At 70.7% G+C, this 17,211-nt stretch carries 15 protein-coding genes; 9 read left to right on the plus strand and 6 right to left on the minus strand.

The genetic code is table 11. The features are described from left to right. Positions 1–274 precede the first annotated feature (274 nt). From O3438_RS13735 to O3438_RS13765, 7 genes are all read left to right on the plus strand, one after another. The gene (locus tag O3438_RS13735; protein ID WP_269680344.1) at positions 275–1,603 is read left to right on the plus strand and encodes an ABC transporter substrate-binding protein; all 1,329 of its coding nucleotides are present in this window, start codon (positions 275–277) and stop codon (positions 1,601–1,603) included. Between the two features lie 21 nt (positions 1,604–1,624). Continuing rightward, positions 1,625–2,581 (plus strand): carbohydrate ABC transporter permease, encoded by a 957-nt coding sequence (locus O3438_RS13740; RefSeq protein ID WP_269680345.1) that lies wholly within the window; start codon positions 1,625–1,627, stop codon positions 2,579–2,581. Then, entirely contained in the window at positions 2,578–3,459 is an 882-nt protein-coding gene (locus tag O3438_RS13745) for a carbohydrate ABC transporter permease (protein ID WP_269680346.1), read from the plus strand. Before O3438_RS13740 ends, O3438_RS13745 begins: the two co-directional genes overlap by 4 nt. After that, on the plus strand, positions 3,456–5,591 hold the full coding sequence (locus O3438_RS13750; RefSeq protein ID WP_269680347.1) for an alpha-galactosidase: 2,136 nt from the start codon (positions 3,456–3,458) through the stop codon (positions 5,589–5,591). The genes O3438_RS13745 and O3438_RS13750 overlap by 4 nt, the downstream gene beginning before the upstream one ends. A gap of 94 nt (positions 5,592–5,685) precedes the next feature. Continuing rightward, positions 5,686–6,087, plus strand: a complete 402-nt coding sequence (locus tag O3438_RS13755) for a YciI family protein (RefSeq protein WP_269680348.1) — start codon at positions 5,686–5,688, stop codon at positions 6,085–6,087. Between the two features lie 63 nt (positions 6,088–6,150). Then, positions 6,151–7,362: an RNA polymerase sigma factor gene (locus O3438_RS13760; RefSeq protein WP_442929597.1), complete on the plus strand. Its 1,212-nt coding sequence runs from the start codon at positions 6,151–6,153 to the stop codon at positions 7,360–7,362. Positions 7,363–7,574: 212 nt separating this feature from the next. Continuing rightward, the gene (locus O3438_RS13765) at positions 7,575–7,895 is read left to right on the plus strand and encodes a DMT family transporter (protein ID WP_269680349.1); all 321 of its coding nucleotides are present in this window, start codon (positions 7,575–7,577) and stop codon (positions 7,893–7,895) included. Between the two features lie 72 nt (positions 7,896–7,967). On the opposite strand, the gene O3438_RS13770 is transcribed toward O3438_RS13765, so the two are convergent. Then, positions 7,968–9,329, minus strand: coding sequence for a cellulase family glycosylhydrolase (locus tag O3438_RS13770; protein WP_269680350.1), 1,362 nt, complete (start codon positions 9,327–9,329; stop codon positions 7,968–7,970). 377 nt (positions 9,330–9,706) lie between these two features. Between O3438_RS13770 and O3438_RS13775 the strand changes: the two genes are divergently transcribed. Next, on the plus strand, positions 9,707–10,669 hold the full coding sequence (locus O3438_RS13775) for a TIGR03557 family F420-dependent LLM class oxidoreductase (RefSeq protein WP_269680351.1): 963 nt from the start codon (positions 9,707–9,709) through the stop codon (positions 10,667–10,669). Next, positions 10,666–11,541 (plus strand): alpha/beta fold hydrolase, encoded by an 876-nt coding sequence (locus O3438_RS13780; protein ID WP_269680352.1) that lies wholly within the window; start codon positions 10,666–10,668, stop codon positions 11,539–11,541. Before O3438_RS13775 ends, O3438_RS13780 begins: the two co-directional genes overlap by 4 nt. Before the next feature lie 132 nt (positions 11,542–11,673). On the opposite strand, the gene O3438_RS13785 is transcribed toward O3438_RS13780, so the two are convergent. The 5 genes from O3438_RS13785 to O3438_RS13805 form a co-directional block, all read right to left on the minus strand. Beyond that, on the minus strand, positions 11,674–12,771 hold the full coding sequence (locus O3438_RS13785) for a hypothetical protein (RefSeq protein WP_269680353.1): 1,098 nt from the start codon (positions 12,769–12,771) through the stop codon (positions 11,674–11,676). Between the two features lie 46 nt (positions 12,772–12,817). Further along, on the minus strand, positions 12,818–13,618 hold the full coding sequence (locus tag O3438_RS13790) for an endonuclease/exonuclease/phosphatase family protein (RefSeq protein ID WP_269680354.1): 801 nt from the start codon (positions 13,616–13,618) through the stop codon (positions 12,818–12,820). Positions 13,619–13,626: 8 nt separating this feature from the next. Then, positions 13,627–15,117, minus strand: a complete 1,491-nt coding sequence (locus tag O3438_RS13795; protein ID WP_269680355.1) for a phosphatase PAP2 family protein — start codon at positions 15,115–15,117, stop codon at positions 13,627–13,629. A gap of 71 nt (positions 15,118–15,188) precedes the next feature. Then, a complete protein-coding gene (locus O3438_RS13800; RefSeq protein ID WP_269680356.1) occupies positions 15,189–16,190 on the minus strand; it encodes a YihY/virulence factor BrkB family protein in 1,002 nt (333 codons plus the stop codon). Next, positions 16,183–17,187, minus strand: a complete 1,005-nt coding sequence (locus tag O3438_RS13805; RefSeq protein ID WP_269680357.1) for a diacylglycerol/lipid kinase family protein — start codon at positions 17,185–17,187, stop codon at positions 16,183–16,185. The genes O3438_RS13800 and O3438_RS13805 overlap by 8 nt, the downstream gene beginning before the upstream one ends. Between the last annotated feature and the right edge of the window lie 24 nt (positions 17,188–17,211).

Raw genomic sequence — 17,211 nt, forward strand, 5'->3', positions numbered from 1 at the left:
GGTGCACCGGTTGAAGTACGCAAGTCAACAGGTTCCAACATCGACTTTCTTTCCAACGTTTACCCCGTAACAGCCTTGTCACGACTGGGTTATCAGAGGCGAACAGCCCTCTTGACAGAGGCCTACGGAGGGGTAGCTTGATGCCCCAATGGCCGTTCGTGTTCGCCAATGTGGATTCTCGGTGGATCCCGATGAGTGATCACGACGACGGATTCGCCTTCACCACCCTCTGCTGACCCTTGGACTAGCACCTCTTCATCCGCAGGAGGCACAGATGTCCCGTCCCCAATCCCAGGCCGAGTACCTGGCTCGACTCGTACCGCCCTCCGTCGCCGGCATCAACCGACGCTCGCTGCTGGCCGGCGCGGCCGGCACGGGAGCGCTGCTCGGCACCGGTCTACTCGCCGGATGCGGCGACGACTCCGGCTCCGGCGGGTCCTCGAAGGACGTGTCGCTGGGCTCGAACCAGTCCGACCCGAAGCCCAAGGACGTCCTGGTCAAGGTCACCGACGGGTTCAAGACCTCATCCGGTGTCCAGGTTGGAATCAACACGGTCGACCACAACACGTTCCAGGAGAACATCAACAACTACCTCCAGGGCAAACCGGACGACGTGTTCACCTGGTTCGCCGGCTACCGGATGCGCTTCTTCGCCCAGAAGGGCCTGGCCGGCGACATCAGCGACGTGTGGAGCAAGCTCTCCGGCTTCTCCGACGCGTTCAAGAAGGCGTCCACCGGCGACGACGGCAAGCAGTACTTCGTACCGGCGACGTACTACCCGTGGGCTGTCTTCTACCGCAAGTCGGTCTGGCAGCAGTACGGCTACCAGGTGCCGAAGACCATCACCGACTTCACCAACCTCGGCGCGCAGATGAAGAAGGACGGGCTGATCCCGATCGCCTTCGCCGACAAGGACGGCTGGCCGGCGATGGGCACCTTCGACATCCTCAACCTGCGGATCAACGGCTACCAGTTCCACATCGACCTGATGGCCGGCAAGGAGGCCTGGACCTCCGACAAGGTCAAGAAGGTCTTCGACACCTGGGCCGGTCTGCTCCCGCTGCACCAGCCGGACAGCCTCGGGCGCACCTGGCAGGAAGCCGCCCAGTCGTTGCAGCAGAAAAAGAGCGGCATGTACCTGCTCGGTCTCTTCGTCGGCCAGCAGTTCAGCAACGACGAGCAGGACGACCTCGACTTCTTCACCTTCCCGGAGATCGACCCGTCGATCGGCGCCAAGGCGCTGGACGCCCCGATCGACGGCTACATGATGGCCCGCAAGCCGAAGAACGAGGACAACGCGCGCAAGCTGCTGGAGTACTTCGGCGGCAAGGAGTCCGCCGACATCACGCTCAAGAACGACCCGGCCGTCCTGGTCGCCAACAGCGGCGCGAACGTCGGCGGCTACACCGCGTTGCAGAAGAAGGCAGCCGAACTGGTCGGCTCGGCCACCGAGATCGCCCAGTTCCTCGACCGGGACACCCGGCCGGACTTCGCCTCCACGGTGATCATCCCGGCGATCCAGCAGTTCATCAAGAACCCGAAGGACATCAGCGGGCTCACCTCGTCCATCGAGAACCAGAAGAAGTCGATCTTCACTGACTGACGGCGGAAGGGGGAGGACCTCGTGTCCGACCTGCCCCTGATCCAAGCGGATCGCGCCGTGCCGCCGCCGGCGGCGACCACCCCCACGGGTGGCCGCCGTCGGCGGCTACGGCTCCTGTCCCGCACCGACCGCGTGGTCATCACGCTGATGGTGCTCGTGCCGCTGCTACTCGTCACCGGCTTCGTCTGGCTCCCGGCAGCAGCCACCGTGCTGCTGTCCGGCACCAACTGGGACGGCATCGGCCCACTCAACGAGATCGAGTTCGTCGGCGCGCGCAACTACGACGACGTGGTGAACATCTACCCGCCGTTCGTGCCGGCGGTCCAGAACAACCTGCTCTGGTTGGCGGCGCTGTTCGTGGTCGCCACGCCCTTCGGCATGTTCCTGGCCGTCCTGCTCGACAAGGAACTGCGCGGCAGTCGCTTCTACCAGACCGCGCTCTACCTGCCGGTTGTGCTGTCACTGGCGCTGATCGGCTTCGTCTGGCAGCTGCTCTACTCCCGCGACCAGGGCCTGATCAACGCCGCGTTCAACAGCAACGTCGACTGGTACGGCGACTCGAACGTCAACATCTGGGCGGTCCTGGTCGCCTCCGGCTGGCGGCACGTCGGGTACATCATGCTGCTCTACCTGGCCGGGCTGAAGGGCGTCGACCCCTCACTGCGGGAAGCGGCGGCGGTCGACGGCGCGTCCGAGACCCGCACCTTCTTCCGGGTGGTCTTCCCGGTGCTGCGGCCGATCAACATCATCGTGCTGGTGGTGACCGTGATCGAGTCACTGCGCGCGTTCGACCTGGTCTGGGTGGTCAACAAGGGCCGCAACGGCTTGGAACTGCTCTCCGCGCTGGTCACCCAGAACGTGGTGGGCGAGGCGAGCCGGATCGGGTTCGGCTCGGCGCTGGCGACGATCATGCTGGTCGTCTCGCTGGTCTTCATCACCATCTACCTCGCTACCGTGATGAGGGAGAACCGGGAATGAGCGTCGACACTCCGGTCCGTCGGCGCAAGCTGACCCCGCAGCGGCTGCTGCTGCACGGTTTCCTCATCGCCGTCTCGCTGGCCTGGCTCTTCCCGATCGCCTGGGCGGTGCTGACCTCACTGCGCTCGTACGACTACACCGCCGCCAACGGGTACGTGTCGTTCGGCGGCTGGACCTTCGACAACTACGTCACCGCCTGGCGGACGGCGGAGTTCGGCCAGCACTTCCTCAACTCGCTGTACATCACACTGCCGGCGGTGCTGCTGACCCTCTTCCTCGCGTCCTGCGTGGCGTTCGTGATCGCCCGGTTCAGTTGGAAACTCAACATCGTCCTGCTCGGGGTGTTCACAGCGGCCAACCTGCTGCCCCAGCAGGCGTTGCTCATCCCGCTGTTCCGGTTGTTCACCGAGGTGCCGCTGCCGGAGTTCATGAGCGACTCCGAGTTGCTCTACGACAGCTACTGGGGCCTGATCCTGATCAACGTCGCCTTCCAGTGCGGGTTCTGCGTCTTCGTACTCAGCAACTACATGAAGGCGCTCCCCCGCGACCTGTACGAGGCGGCGATGGTCGACGGGGCGAGCATCTGGCGGCAGTACTGGCAGGTCACCATGCCGCTGTGCCGACCGGCCCTGGCCGCGCTGGCAACGCTGGAGGTGACCTGGATCTACAACGAGTTCTTCTGGGCCACCGTCCTCATGCGCACCGGCGACAAGTTCCCGGTGACCAGCTCGCTGAACAACCTGCGAGGCGAGTTCTTCACCGACAACAACCTGGTCTCGGCGGGCAGCGTCCTCGTCGCGATCCCCACGCTCGTGATCTTCTTCATGCTCCAGCGACACTTCGTTCGGGGCCTGACCTTGGGAGCCTCAAAGGGATGACGATCCTGCACCTGCGCCGCGCGCGGACCAGCCTGGTGCTCGACGCGCGCGGCCCGGGGCTGCCCCGGGTCGTGCACTGGGGTGGCGACGTCGGCGACCTCGACGACGACGGTCTGCGCCAGCTCACCGACGCGACAGTACCGCCGGTGGTGCCGAGCGCCTTCGACGAGCCGCCCGTGCTGTCCCTGCTGCCGGAGGCGAGCGCCGGCTGGGGCGGGCGCCCAGGTCTGGCCGGGCACCGCGACGGACGGGACTGGTCCACCGCGTTCCGCCTCGACGACCTGGACGTCGACCAGCCCGCCGACGGCGGGGCCCGGGTGACGGTGCGGGCGGCGGACGCCGCCGCCGGGCTGGCCCTGACCATCGAGATCACGCTCGACCCGTACGGCCTGCTGACCGTCCGGCACCGGCTGCGCAACGACGGCGACAGCCCGTACGAGCTGCGGGAGCTGACCCCCGTGCTGCCGGTGCCGCCGGTCGCCACCGAACTGCTCGACCTCACCGGCCGCTGGTGCCGGGAACGGTCCCCGCAACGGCACCCGTGGCAGCAGGGTGCCTGGGTCCGCGAGGGTCGACACGGGCGGACCGGGCACGACGCCACGCTGCTGCTGGTGGCCGGCACCGCCGGGTTCGGCTTCGGGCACGGCGAGGTGTGGGCGGTGCACACCGCGTGGAGCGGCGACCACGTCACCGTCGCCGAGCGCCGACCCACCGGCGAGTCGACACTCGGAGGCGGCGAACTGCTGGCCCCCGGTGAGGTCCGGCTCGGCCCCGGCGAGTCGTACGAGACTCCCCTGCTCTACGCCGTCTGGTCCGACGTCGGGCTGGACGGGCTCAGCGACGTACTCCACTCGCATCTGCGGGCCCGACCCGGACACCCGCGCTCCCCCCGGCCGGTGACCCTCAACGTCTGGGAGGCGGTCTACTTCGACCACGACCTGGACCGGCTGCGGGCCCTGGCCGACCGGGCCGCGCAGATCGGCGTGGAGCGGTTCGTCCTCGACGACGGTTGGTTCCGCGGTCGGCGCGACGACACCGCCGGCCTCGGCGACTGGTACGTCGACGAAGGCGTCTGGCCCGACGGCCTGCAACCGCTCATCGATCACGTGACCGGCCAGGGCCTTCAGTTCGGTCTCTGGGTGGAGCCGGAGATGGTCAACCCCGACTCCGACCTGTTCCGCGCGCACCCGGACTGGCTGCTGGCCGTACCGGGGCGGCTGCCGCCGCCGTGGCGCAACCAGCAGGCGCTCGACCTGGGCCGCCCCGAGGCGTACGCCTATGTGCTGGAACGTCTCGACGCCCTGCTCACCGAACACCCCGGCATCAGCTACCTCAAGTGGGACCAGAACCGGGACCTCACCGAGGCCGGGCACCACGGCCGACCCGGCGTGCACGGGCAGACAGTGGCGGTCTACCGGCTCTTCGACCAACTGCGCAGCCGTCATCCGGGCCTGGAGATCGAGAGCTGCTCGTCCGGCGGGGCCCGGGTGGACCTGGCCATCCTGGCCCGCACCGACCGGGTCTGGGCCAGCGACTGCAACGACGCCCTGGAACGGCTCGGCATCCAACGCTGGACCGGGTTGCTGCTGCCGCCGGAACTCGTCGGCACGCACATCGGCCCGCAGCGCTCGCACACCACCAACCGCGTACACGACCTCGGCTTCCGGGCGGCCACCGCGCTCTTCGGCCACCACGGCATCGAGTGGGACATCGCCTCGATCAGCACCGCCGAGCAGACCGAACTGGCCGCCTGGGTGGCACTGCACAAACGGCTGCGCCCGCTGCTGCACGCCGGGCGGGTGGTCCGGGTCGACCACCCGGACCCGGCCGTCTGGGCACACGGCGTGGTCGGCGGTGACAAAACCCGGGGGGTGTACGCGGTGGCGCGGCTGGCCACCTCCGCCACGCCGTCCCCCGGCGCGGTCCGGTTGCCCGGCCTGGACCCTGTGCGCCGTTACCGGGTACGACCGGTGTCGGACGTGCCGCTGCCCGCGAGCATCGACCGGTCCACGCTGACCTGGTTGGCGGACGGTGTCGTCCTGACCGGGGCGGCGTTGGCCCGGGTGGGGTTGCAGATGCCCGCGCTGCACCCGGAGCAGAGCCTGGTGCTGGAGGTCGTCGAGGCCGGTTAGAAAAACTTTGGTCGGGGTGTCGAGAACGGTGCGGTCTGCTTCTACCTCACTGTGAGAGCACCGAGGGTGGTGCGCAGGTGTGAGGAGCGAGACGATGAAGTACATGCTGCTGATGCAGTTCAGCGCCGCGGGGACCGACTTCCCGAGCATCGACACCTGGACGCCGGCGGAGGTCCAGGCGCACATCGCGTTCATGGGCGAGGTCAACGAGAAGCTCACCGCCGCCGGGGAGTGGGTCGACGGGCAGGGCCTCGGCGGGCCGCAGCAGGCCCGGATCGTCCGCGCCGGTGAGGGCGGTACGCCGGTCGTCACCGAGGGGCCGTTCGCCGAGACGAAGGAGTTCCTCGCCGGGTTCTGGATCGTCGACTGCGACAGCCCGCAGCGGGCGGTGGAGTTGGCCGCACACATCTCCACCGCGCCCGGCCCGGGTGGCCGTCCGCTGAACATGCCCATCGAGGTGCACCCAGTGATGTCCGCGCCACCGCAGGAGCTGTGAGCGCTGACCACCGAGTCCCGCGTCGAGGACCTGCTGCGCGACCTCGCGCCGCAGGTCCTCGGCGTGCTCGCCCGCCGCTTCGGTGACTTCGCCACCGCCGAGGACGCGGTACAGGAGGCACTGCTGGCCGCCGCGACCCAGTGGCCGACGGAGGGGCTGCCGGACAACCCACGCGGCTGGCTGATCCAGGTCGGCTACCGCCGGATGATCGAACTGGTCCGCGGTGAGCAGGCCCGACGCCGCCGGGAGGATCTCGTCGCCCGGCGGGACCCGGACGACCAGCGGCACGCGCCGGCCGCTGACGAGGAGTTGACCGCCGAGCGGGACGACACCCTGGTCCTGCTGATGCTCTGCTGCCACCCGGCGCTCGCCCCGACGTCAGCGGTGGCTCTGACCCTGCGCGCCGTCGGCGGTCTCAGCACCGCCGAGATCGCCCGCGCCTTCCTGGTGCCCGAGGCGACCATGGCGCAGCGGATCAGCCGGGCCAAGCAGCGCATCCGCGCGTCCGGGCTGCCGTTCCGGATGCCCGAGCCGGCCGAGCGCGCCGGTCGGTTGACGGCCGTCCGGCAGGTGCTCTATCTGATCTTCACCGAGGGGCACACCAGCACCACCGGCCCGGACCTGCGTCGCGTCGACCTCGCGGCCGAGGCGATCCGGCTCACCCGCGCGCTGCACACGTTGCTGCCTGACGACAGCGAGTCGGCTGGGCTGCTGGCGTTGATGCTCCTCACCGAGGCGCGTGGCCCGGCGCGGACCGGGCCTTCGGGCGAGCTGATCTCCCTGTCCGACCAGGACCGCAGCCGCTGGGACGCGGCGGCGATCGCCGAGGGCGTCGCACTGGTCACCCGGGCGCTGCCGCGTGGGCCGGTCGGCCCGTACCAGGTACAGGCCGCCATCGCCGCGTTGCACGACGAGGCGCCGAGCACCGAGGCGACCGACTGGCCGCAGATCCTGGCGCTCTACGAGGTGCTGGAACGACTCGCCGGCAGCCCCGTGGTGGCGCTCAACCGGGCCGTGGCGACCGCCATGGTGCACGGGCCGGCAGCCGGTCTCGCGGCCGTCGACGCGCTGGCCGACGACCCCCAGCTCGCCGGACACCACCGACTGCCCGCTGCCCGCGCACACCTGCACGAGATGGCCGGCGACCGGGATCGGGCGATCGCCGACTACCGGGCCGCCGCCGCGCGCACGAACAGCCTGCCCGAGCAGCGCTACCTCACCATGCGAGCGGCCCGGCTCGCCGCCGAACCAGCACCGGTGCAACCCGAGGACTGACCCACGATGCGGTAGGCCCGGTGCGTGCGCACGGCGGTGCCGGGGACAGGGTCCTCCGTCAGCCAGGGCCATCCGCCAGCCGGGTCGTCCGCCGAGGGCAGGTGCGACGCGGCCACGCGACGACGGTGGCTCTTGGATGGCGAGCGGCGCCGGACGCCGGCGATAGCCTGACCACCGACATCCGCCGTCGAGCATTCAGGACTGGGGACCGTATGGCGTACGTGCTGCTGGGGATCGCCATCCTCGCCGAGGTGCTGGCGACCAGCCTGCTCAAGAGCACCGCGGGGTTCAGCCGGCTCTGGCCGACGGTGGGTTGTCTGACCGGCTACGTGTTGGCATTCCTGCTGCTGGCGCAGGCGGTCAAGGAGATCCCGGTCGGTGTCGCGTACGCGCTCTGGTCGGGTCTGGGCACCGCAGCCATCGTGGCGATCGGGGCGGTGTTCCTGGACGAGCGGGTCGGGCTGACCAAACTCACCGGCATTGCGCTGATCATCGCCGGGGTGGTCATCGTGAACCTGTCCGGGGAGCACTGACCGGATCGACGGTCCCCGCGCGGCGGCGGAATGGCCGGGCCCGTGCGGGCCCGGCCACCACCACTCTCCCGCTCAACCGGCGGTGCAGTTCACCGCCGGTGGGGCGTTGCTGCCGGTCCAGCCGCCGATGAAACCGAAGCTGGTGCTGGCACCGGCGGCCAGTCGGCCGTTGTAGTCCGCGTTGCGCGCGGTCACCGTGGCTCCGCTGCTGGTCAGCGTCGCGTTCCAGGCCTGGGTGACGCTCTGGCCGTTGGCGTACGTCCACCGGGTGGTCCAACCCGTGATCGCGGCGGCGCCGGCGGTCACCCGGACCTCACCCTGAAAGCCACCCTGCCACTGGTTGGTCACCGTGTAGGTCGCCGAGCAGCCACCCGTCGGCGGAGGGGTGGTCGGCGGAGGGGTGGTGGGCGGAGGCGTTGTCGGAGGCGGAGTGGTCGGCGGCGGGGTGCCGCCGAAGACGCTGGCCTCCCGGGAGGTCTGCCGGATGCCGTTGGCGCCGTTGAAGAGCCGCTGACCCCAGGTGGTCAGGTTGGCCGGGTTGAAGGAGGTGGCCAGGTCGAGATACTCCACGCCGCCGCCGTTGCCGCTCCACGACCAGCCCAACCAGCCGATCCCGTTGGCTTGGGTGTACGCGAGGATGGCGTCCTCGTCCGGGTTCCCGTCGGAGTGGTTGAAGCCGAACTCACCGACCACGATGGGCAGCCCCGCCGAACGGAAACGGCCCAGATAGTCGCTGATCTCGGCGGCGGTGTCGAACACCCCGTACATGTGGATCGAGAAGACGGTGTTGCGGGCCGGGTCCGCGGCGAAGACCGACGCGGCGTTGTCCCGCATGGTGAACGACCAGTCCTGACCCCAGTTGGGCGCGTCCACCATGATGGTGTGGGTCAGCCCGCCGGCACGCAGGCGCGTGATCGCGCTGGCGTTGTCGGTGGCCCAGGAGGCGTAGTTCTGGTTGCCGTACGGCTCGTTGCCGATGTTGACGATGACGTACCGCTCCTGACCGACGAGGACGTCGGCGAGACTGAGCCAGTAGTCGACCGCGCGGGCGAGGGTGATGGCGCCGCTCTGCTCGCCGTACCCGGTGGTGTCGTGCACCTCCAGCACGCAGATCAGCCGGTTGGCCTTACACAGTGAGATGACGTTCGCGACGTCGGCGTTGGTGTTGCGGGTCCACCGGTCGCCGCTGGACAACACCACCCGCACGGTGTTTGCCCCGAGCGCCTTGACGTCGGCGAACGAGCTGGTCTGCTGTGGATACCAGGTGTGCGCGTGGTTGACGCCGCGCATGACGAATTCGGTGCCGTTGGCGTCGTACAGCTTGCCGCCCGCGACGGAGAAGCCAGCCGCCGCGTGCGCCGGCTGGCCGAACGCCAGCACGGCGACGAGCAACGCGAGCAGCGCCGCGCCGACGGCAGAGAGTCGAGTCTTCATGGCCTTCCTCAGGAAGAACCCCCGGTGCCCGACAGGGGTGGGACGAGACAGGGGAAGGCGGCTGCAGCCCGGCAGCCGCGCCCGGCTCCCGGAACGCACGCATCAGCGTAGGGCGATGGATAGGCAGTCGCAACCGGTTCAGTAGTCAGGCTCTGGGCCCGAACAGCCGCAACGGCCCACGCAGGCGCAGGCCGTCACGGGGCGATCATCCCCACCACAGGATGTGCGCCACATCCGGCTCTTAACCGGTTAAGAGCGACGGTAGGCAGGTCGCCGCGATCCGTCAAGCATCGCCGGAGCCGAACCGGACGGGAGGGTTGACGGCTGCCGACCTGGGTATCCCGGGAACGATCCGTCGGTGGAGAGGGGAAACCAGGATGGTCAGCGTCGGCTACACCCTGATGAGCGAGCAGGCCGGTCCCAAGCAACTGGTGGACCACGCCATCCGAGCCGAAGCGGCCGGCTTCGACCAACTCGTGGTCTCCGACCACTACTACCCCTGGCTGGACTCCCAGGGCCACTCGCCGTACGCCTGGTCGGTGCTCGGCGCGGTCGCCCACGCCACCTCCCGCGCGCAGCTGATGTCGTTCGTGACCTGCCCGATCCGCCGCTACCACCCGGCCGTCGTCGCGCAGAAGGCCAGCACGATCGGGGCGCTCTCGGACGGCCGCTTCACCCTGGGCCTCGGGGCGGGCGAGAACCTCAACGAGCACGTCGTCGGCAGCTGGCCCCACGTGCAGCAGCGCCACGAGATGTTCGAGGAGGCGTTGCAGATCATCCGGCCGCTGCTCAACGGCGAGACGCTGACGTTCTCCGGCAACCACTTCGACGTGCCCGACGCCTATGTCTGGGACCGGCCGGAGCGGCCGGTGCCGATGGCCATCGCGGCGTCCGGTCGGCAGTCCGCGACGTTGGCGGCCGAGTACGGCAGCGGCATCATCTCTACCGAACCGGACCGGCACATCATCGAGATGTACGACGACGCCGGCGGTGCCGGCCAGCCCCGCTACGGGCAGGTGGCGATCTGCTACGGCCCCGACGAGGCGGAGTGCCGCAAGATCGTGCACGACCAGTTCCGCTGGTTCGGGATGGGGTGGAAGGTCAACGCCGACCTGCCCGGCCCGGAGTCGTTCGCCGCCGCCACCCAGTTCGTCCGGGAGGAGGACGTCGCCGAGGGCATCTCCTGCGGCCCGGACGTGGACGCGCACGTCGAGGCGTTCCGCAAGTTCGTCGACGCCGGCTTCACCCACGTGGCGATCATCCAGGTCGGTGGGGAGAGCCAGCCGATGTTCCTGGACTGGGCGCAGGATCAGCTGCTGCCCCGACTGCGCGAGCTGTGAGCGACCCGACGGCAGGTGGGCCGCGCCCGCCTGCCGGGCTCACGCCCGCCGGCCGGTTCGGGCTGGGGGAGCTTCGGCTCGCCCTGGCCGCCCCCCGGCCGGCCGCCGGGCTGATTAGCGACTGGCGGCTCGTCGACGGACTGCGTACCCACACCCGGCGGGCTGCCGACCCGGCGACCGGGGCGACGCCCGTGGTGCTGGTGCACGGTCTGGCCGTCTCGCACCGCTATCTCACCCCGTTGGCCGCCGCGCTCGCCACCACCAACCCGGTGTACGCGCCGGACCTGCCCGGCTTCGGTCTGAGCGAACACCCCCGGGGCGCGTACGACGTGGCAGGGCACGCCGACCACCTGGCCGCCTGGCTGGCCGCGTACCAACTGCCGCCGGTCTGCCTGGTGGGGCACTCGTTCGGCGCGGAGGTCGCCGCCGCGGTCGCCGTGAACCACCCGGGTGCGGTACGCGCGCTGGTGCTGGCCGGGCCGACCAGTGACCCGGTGGCCCGGTCCCGACGGGCCCTGTTCGGCAGGTGGCTGGTGGACACCCTGCGCGAGGCACCGTTGCAGGCGCCGATCCTGGTCCGGGACATCTGGGACGCCCGGCCCTGGCGGGTCTTCGCGACGCTGTCGCACTCGGTGCACAACGCGATCGAGGCCGACCTCGTGCGGATCACCACGCCGACCCTCGTGCTGACCGGCGGCCGTGACCCGGTGGTGCCGGCGCGGTGGCGCGACCAGGCGGCCCGGCTCGTGCCGGACGCCGACCTGACTGTCGTACCCGGTGCCGCGCACAACGTGGTCACGACCGCACCGGTGGGGGTCGCTGACGCGATCCGCCGCCTCCTCGCCCCGCAGCCCGCACTCACGGACAGGTGAAACCCATGCGCATCGGTAACACGGAGATCCGCCCGCTCGGTGGTGGCATCGGCTGCCTCCTGATGATCCTCTTCTCGATCGTGGCCTCGGTGGTGCTGACCGTCCTGGTCAACCTGGTGCTGTAACGCGCGGTCAGCGGCGCAGACCCAGAGCGCCGAGCACCTCCCGGGAGGCCACTCGGGCCGGGTCGAGCACCGCGCGGCGGGTCCAGCGGGCCGCCGGCGTGACGGTTGCCCGCCAGGCCGCTCGTAGGCCGCGCGCCACCGACACGACAGTCACCGACCAGACCCAGCGAACGCCCGACAGCAGCGGACGCACCGTGTGCCGCCACAACCAGCGCAACCCGTGGCCGATCGGGCGCAGGACCAGTCGGTAGACCAGCCGCAGCACCCAACCGGCGGTCCGCCACGCACCGACCACCGCCACGACGACCAACCGGCCGAACCCCACGACGACCCAACGGATTCCGCGTACGAGCCCGGCTAGTGCGATGCCCAACGCCCCGGCGAGCATGCCGACGCCGCGCCACACCAGGCGGCCGAACGGGGTGAGCGCCGCTCCCACCCATCGCAGCGGCCGCAGGACCAGATGCTCGGTGAGCCAGACCAGCACGCGGCCCAGAGCCACGAGAGGCGGGCGCAGCCCTCGGCGGGCCAACCACACCAACGGCGACCAGACCACCGTGCGGGCCACCCAGGCGAGGGCGTACGCCAGCCAGACCAGCGGGAACCAGACGAGGGTGCGGACCACCCACGCGACACCGCGGGCCAACCACACCAGCGGCGACCAGACGAGGGTACGGGCCACCCACGCAACACCCTGGCCGAGCCACACGAGTGGCAGCCAGACGAGATGGCGTGCCGCCCAGGTCAACGGGAGCCAGATCAGGTTGCGAGCGCACCAGACCAGGGGACGCCACAGCAGCCGGTGCAGGGCCCAGATCAGCGGAGCCATCAGCCAGTCGCGCAGGAACCGACCGGCCGGGCTGAGCAGGTGCCGATACAGCAGCCGGCCGGCAGCCGTGATCAGCTCCCAGAGCAGGCGTACCGGCAGCACGAAGACCAGCGCGACACCGCGCGCGACGGCCGCGACGAGCGGAAACGCGACGGTGGCCGGCTCGGCCGTGTGGACGGCCGACGGGGCGCGGGCGGCGAGCGTCGCCGTCGGCGCGGCCGGACGATCGGGCGGTGGCCCGGGAAGCGGCGGCCGGACGGTGGGGCGGTCGGTCACGGTGGGCACGGTAGCCGTGCCGCGCCACGCGCGGGGCCCCTTCCGGTCACAGGTCGATGGTGGCCAGGAGTGGATAGTGGTCGGAGGCCGTGTCCGCCGCTCCGCCGCGGATCACCCGGCAGTCGCCCACCCGTTCCGCCAGGGCCCGGGTGGCGAGCAGATAGTCCAGGCGCATCCCGGCGAACTCGGCCCCGCCGAACCTGGTGGGAACGGTGTGACCGTCGGGCTCCGGCACCCCGACGTTGCACGCCGGCCACAGGTCGACCAGGTCGGCGGCGAGCAGCCGGGCGATCGCCCGGGTGTCCACCGTGCCCCCGCCCCGACGCAGGTGCCGCCGCCGGTAGAGGATGGGCATGCCGGCCAGGCGAGCGGTGTGGTCGACGGCCGGGTCGAGCGAGTTGAGGTCACCGGCGAGCAGTGTCAACGGCCCTCGGCTGCGTCGCACCGCAGCGGCCAGCCAGTCGACCTCCATCCGCCGCCGTCCGCCGGAGTACGGATGGAGGTGGGTGCCGAGAACGGTCAACGGGCCGGCGGGAGTGTCCACCACGACGCGGGCGGCGGCGTGGTGGAAGGGCCGGCGCAGGGTCCCCGCGTCGACGACCCGGTACGGCGGGCGGACCAGGACCGCGACCGGCTGCCCGAAGCAGGACCTGGCCAGGTGCGGTGTCATCCGCACCCGGTCCGCCACGGCCGCCATCAGCCCGTCGCGGTCGAAGCCGCGCAGTTCCTGGAGGGCCAGCACGTCCGGCGCCTGCTCCTCGACGACCTGGACCACCCGGTCCAGCCGGTCGGAGCCGCCACGGTCCCGACCACCGGTGCGGATGTTCCAGGTCATCAACCGCAGCACGGCGACGCTCAGTCCGGCCGGCCGGCCCGCGCCAGCTCGTCGTCGAGGGTGTCCACGTCCTCCGACTCGATGGCCGGCTGGTTGCCTTCCTTCAGATCGGCGTTGGGGCGGATCACGAGGTAGAGCAGCCCGATCCAGAGCGCGGACAGCAGGATCGCACCCATGAAGTCGGTCGGGTGGTGCATGCCCCGGTACATCCGGGAGGTGGCCACACCGACCGGCATGAGCACTGCCAACCCCACGAAGATCCAACGCCACCACCTGTCGGTACGCGGGAACACGATGACTGTGATCGCCAGCCAGACGCAGATCGTGGCGGCGATGTGCCCGGACGGGAACGACGAGGTGGGCATCTGCCCGTCGAGGTTCTCCACCGCCGGGCGAGGCCGGTCGACGGCTCGGGCCGACGCGAGGAACAGGGTCAGCTCACCGACCATCGCCAGCGCCACGAACAGCACCGGCCGCCAGCGCCGCCACACCGCCAGCACCAGCGGACAGAACACCAGCGAGATCAGCAGAATCGCGTGGGTGTCACCGAACTTGCTCCACCACCAGCTCACCTCGGTCAACGTGTCGGTGTGCCGCTCGGCGAACCAGCGCGGAACGTCGGTGTCGAGGGTGTCGAAGAAGGTGCCCTTGGCGTGGTAGCTGACGTAGGTGCCGAAGCCGTAGAGCGCACCGAACACGAGCACCCAGCCGACCAGCAGTTCGGCCACCGCGGACCGGGGGTGGGCCAGCACGTGCTCCTCGGCCGGGGCGGGCGCGATGTCGTGCCCCGCCTCCGGCTCCAGGCCCTCGGTGAGCGGCGGCACCGGTCGTCCGCGTTCGCGACGCCACAGCCGGAAGGCGTACGCGGTGACGCCCAGCCAGGCCGCGCCGAGCAGCCAACCGCCCAGCACGTCCGAGACGAAGTGCACGCCCAGCGCGATCCGGGTCAGACCGATCAGTGCCACCAGCACGCCGACGCCGACGATCGCCGGCTTACGCCAGCGGGGCGCCATGGCCGGCAGGAACACCAGCAGCAGTGCCCCGTACGCGACGAACGAGCCGAGCGCGTGCCCGCTCGGGAAGCTGTTGCCGGGGGCGCTGGCGATCGGCACGTCCACGATCGGGCGGAGCCGGCCGACCAACGTCTTCAGGGACGGGTCCAGGATCAGGCCACCGACCCCGGTGATGATCAGGTAGACGGCGAGGCGAGGCTGACGCCGGATCAGCAGCCCGACCACGGCGATGGTGACCAACCAGATGAGGATCGGCCGGCCACCCAGGTCGGTCACCGCCTGGAGGACGGTGACGAGCGCGTGGTGCGGGGCGACGAGCCCGTTGAACCACTCGGCGGCGGCGTGGTCGGCGTCCTGCAGAGGGCTCCACCGGACCCGCACGAGCATCAACAGCAACCCGAAGGCCACCCCGGCGCCGGTGACGGCCACCAGGCCGGCGATGCTCCGTTCGGCGAAATGCCCGATCGGGCGCCGTGCCACCTCTTTGACCGCGGTCACCCCGCACCTCCCTTGTCGGCTCTGGCGAGGCGCTTTACCCGATCCGCGTCACGCGTACACGCGGGGCGTCGCTACAGCGCTGTCATGTCCCCGGTGTCGAGCAGTTCGGCCCGGTCGGTGTCGGGCTCCCACAGATCCGGTTGGGCCGGTTCCTGGACACCGATGCGCAGCGCCTCCAGCTGGGCGGCGAACGCCAGACCACCGAAGAGCGCCATGCCGGTCAGGTTGGCCCAGAGCAGCAGCGCCATCATGCCGGTCAACGCGCCGTAGGTCTGCCCGAAACCGTCACTGAACTTGACGTACGCGGCGAGCAGCAGGCTGGCCAGCCACCAGAGGGCGGTGGCGATGCCCGCGCCGAAGAACAGCCAGGACAGGCCGGGCTGGTTGCGACGCGGGGCGTGGCGGAACAGTACCGCCACGGCGAGGACGGTCAGCCCGAGGCTGAGGGGAAAGCGGACCACGTTCCAGATGACGTTGGCGAGCGCGCCCCACTCGTAGTGCTCCCGCACGGAGCGGCCCATCGCGCCACCGCCGACGAGGATCAGGAAGCCGGCGAGCGCGGGCAGGCCGGCGGTGACGGCCAGCACGGCGGCGCGCAGGTACTTGCGCAGCGCCGGGCGATCCCGTTCGACGCCGTAGATGCGGTTGGCGCCCCGCTCGATCTGGGCCATCGTGGTGGTCAGCGCGACCAGGCCGGTGAGCAGACCGAGAGTCAGCGCAAGCTCGCCGGCGTCCTCGGCACGTTCGCCCTCGCCGAGCAGGTCACCGACGACCTCCGCGCTCTGACCGGGGGTGAGCGCCAGCACGGTGTCGGCGACGACCCGGCCGCCCTCCTCGACGCCCAGCTCGGTGATCAGCCCCGTGAGGGCGATCAGGAACGGCACCACGGCGAGGCAGAGTTGCAGCGCGAACGCACGGGAGTGGCTGAAGCCGTCTCCGTAGCGGAACCTGATGAAAGCGTCGCGCAGCAGGTGCCAGCCGCCCTCCCGGCGCAGAGTGTGCCAGGCGTCGTCGGCGGACAGCTCCTCGTCGGCCATCAGCCGGGTCTCCGGCACGATCCGGGTACTACTCACGGCGCGCTTCCTCGATCAGCTGCTCGCCCCGCTCTCCGGCGCCCTGCGCGTCGACGGCCAGGTCGGGTGCGTCCTCCGGCTGGGGGACGCACAGCCAGAGCGCCTCCGGTCGGATCTCCGCCCGGAGCTGCCGGCCCGGGGAGATGAGATCGCCGTCCAGCTCACGCGGCTGGGCCCGACTGCTGGTGATCACCACGCGTTTGCCGCGGAACACCTCCATCCGAGGCACCTCACCGCGGCGACGGACCACCGCCCAGCCGAGCGCGAGCCAGTGCCGCAGGTTGTGCGGTGTGAGCACGGCGACGTCGAGCCAACCGTCGTCCGGCTCCGCCTCGGTGAGCAGTGTGACGCCGCCCTGGAGTCGACCGACGTTGGCGATCAGGACCGAGCGGGCCCGGCGGCGTACCGGTGGGCGGTCGTCGACGCGGATCTGCACCCGCATCGGCCGGTCCCGCAGGTGGCGGACGGCGCCCATCACGTACGCGGGCCAGCCGATGCGGGCCTTGGTGGTCTCGTTGGTGGCTTCGAGCATCTGGGCGTCGAAGCCCATGCCCGCCATCACTGTGAAGTACTTGTCCTCGACGGCGCCGACGTCGAGCAGTCGTCGGCCCCGCTCGACGGCGACCTGCAGCCCGGCGGCCAGGTCGGTGGAGAGGCCCAGGTTGGCGGCGAGCAGGTTGCCGGTGCCCTGGGGCAGCACGGCCAGCGCCACGTCGGTGCCGACCAGCCCGCTGACGCAGGCCATCACGGTGCCGTCGCCGCCGCAGGCGAAGACCAGGTCGACGCCGTCCTTGACGGCCTGTTCGGTCTGGCCCCGGCCCGGGTCCTCGACTGTCGTCTCGTGCCACTGCGGCGCGGGCCAGCCGGCCGCGGCGAGGGCGTCGTCGACGACGCGGCGCAGCTCGTCGAGATCGTCGACCTTCGACGGGTTGACCACCACCGCGGAGCGCAGCCCGCCGTCGCCGCCCGAGGGCCGCCTGTCGTGTCCAGCATCCACGGCGCCAGTGTGCAGCAACCGGAC

The sequence above is a fragment of the Micromonospora sp. WMMC250 genome (assembly GCF_027460215.1).
Taxonomy (GTDB): Bacteria; Actinomycetota; Actinomycetes; order Mycobacteriales; family Micromonosporaceae; genus Micromonospora; species Micromonospora taraxaci.

Coding starts and splice junctions, on each gene's coding strand:
- O3438_RS13735 (WP_269680344.1), top strand. CDS start 275: ATGTCCCGTCCCCAATCCCAGGCCGAGTACCTGGCTCGACTCGTACCG.
- O3438_RS13765 (WP_269680349.1), top strand. CDS start 7,575: ATGGCGTACGTGCTGCTGGGGATCGCCATCCTCGCCGAGGTGCTGGCG.
- O3438_RS13775 (WP_269680351.1), top strand. CDS start 9,707: ATGGTCAGCGTCGGCTACACCCTGATGAGCGAGCAGGCCGGTCCCAAG.
- O3438_RS13755 (WP_269680348.1), top strand. CDS start 5,686: ATGAAGTACATGCTGCTGATGCAGTTCAGCGCCGCGGGGACCGACTTC.
- O3438_RS13770 (WP_269680350.1), bottom strand. CDS start 9,329: ATGAAGACTCGACTCTCTGCCGTCGGCGCGGCGCTGCTCGCGTTGCTC.
- O3438_RS13750 (WP_269680347.1), top strand. CDS start 3,456: ATGACGATCCTGCACCTGCGCCGCGCGCGGACCAGCCTGGTGCTCGAC.
- O3438_RS13745 (WP_269680346.1), top strand. CDS start 2,578: ATGAGCGTCGACACTCCGGTCCGTCGGCGCAAGCTGACCCCGCAGCGG.